This is a genomic window from Kineococcus sp. AC630 (genome assembly GCF_979255925.1).
On the sequence record NZ_CEEDMJ010000108.1, the window covers coordinates 1 to 254 of the forward strand.

The following is a 254-nucleotide window of genomic DNA, read 5'->3' on the forward strand; positions in this document are numbered from 1 at the left end:
CGTCGTCACCGACCACGGGTACGGCGCGGTGACGCTGGGCGCGCGTCGGCTCGTCCGGCGCTGGGGCGGACGGAGCCGCACCGCGCACGTCCCGTTGGGTGCGGGGCCGGAGGAGGCCGCCGCGGCCGTCGTCGCGGAACGGTCCGAACGGACCGCCCTCGTCGTCCTCGACCACATCACCTCCCCGACGGCGCGGTTCCTGCCCGTCGCCCTCAGCAGCGCCGCCGCCCACGAACGCGGGATCCCTGTCCTCG

Annotated in this window: 1 pseudogene; it reads left to right on the forward strand. The window is 77.2% G+C overall.

Features of this window, described 5'->3' with window-relative positions:
* Nucleotides 1–254, forward strand: a pseudogene (locus tag AC0I8G_RS26050) (aminotransferase class V-fold PLP-dependent enzyme); the annotation flags it as partial.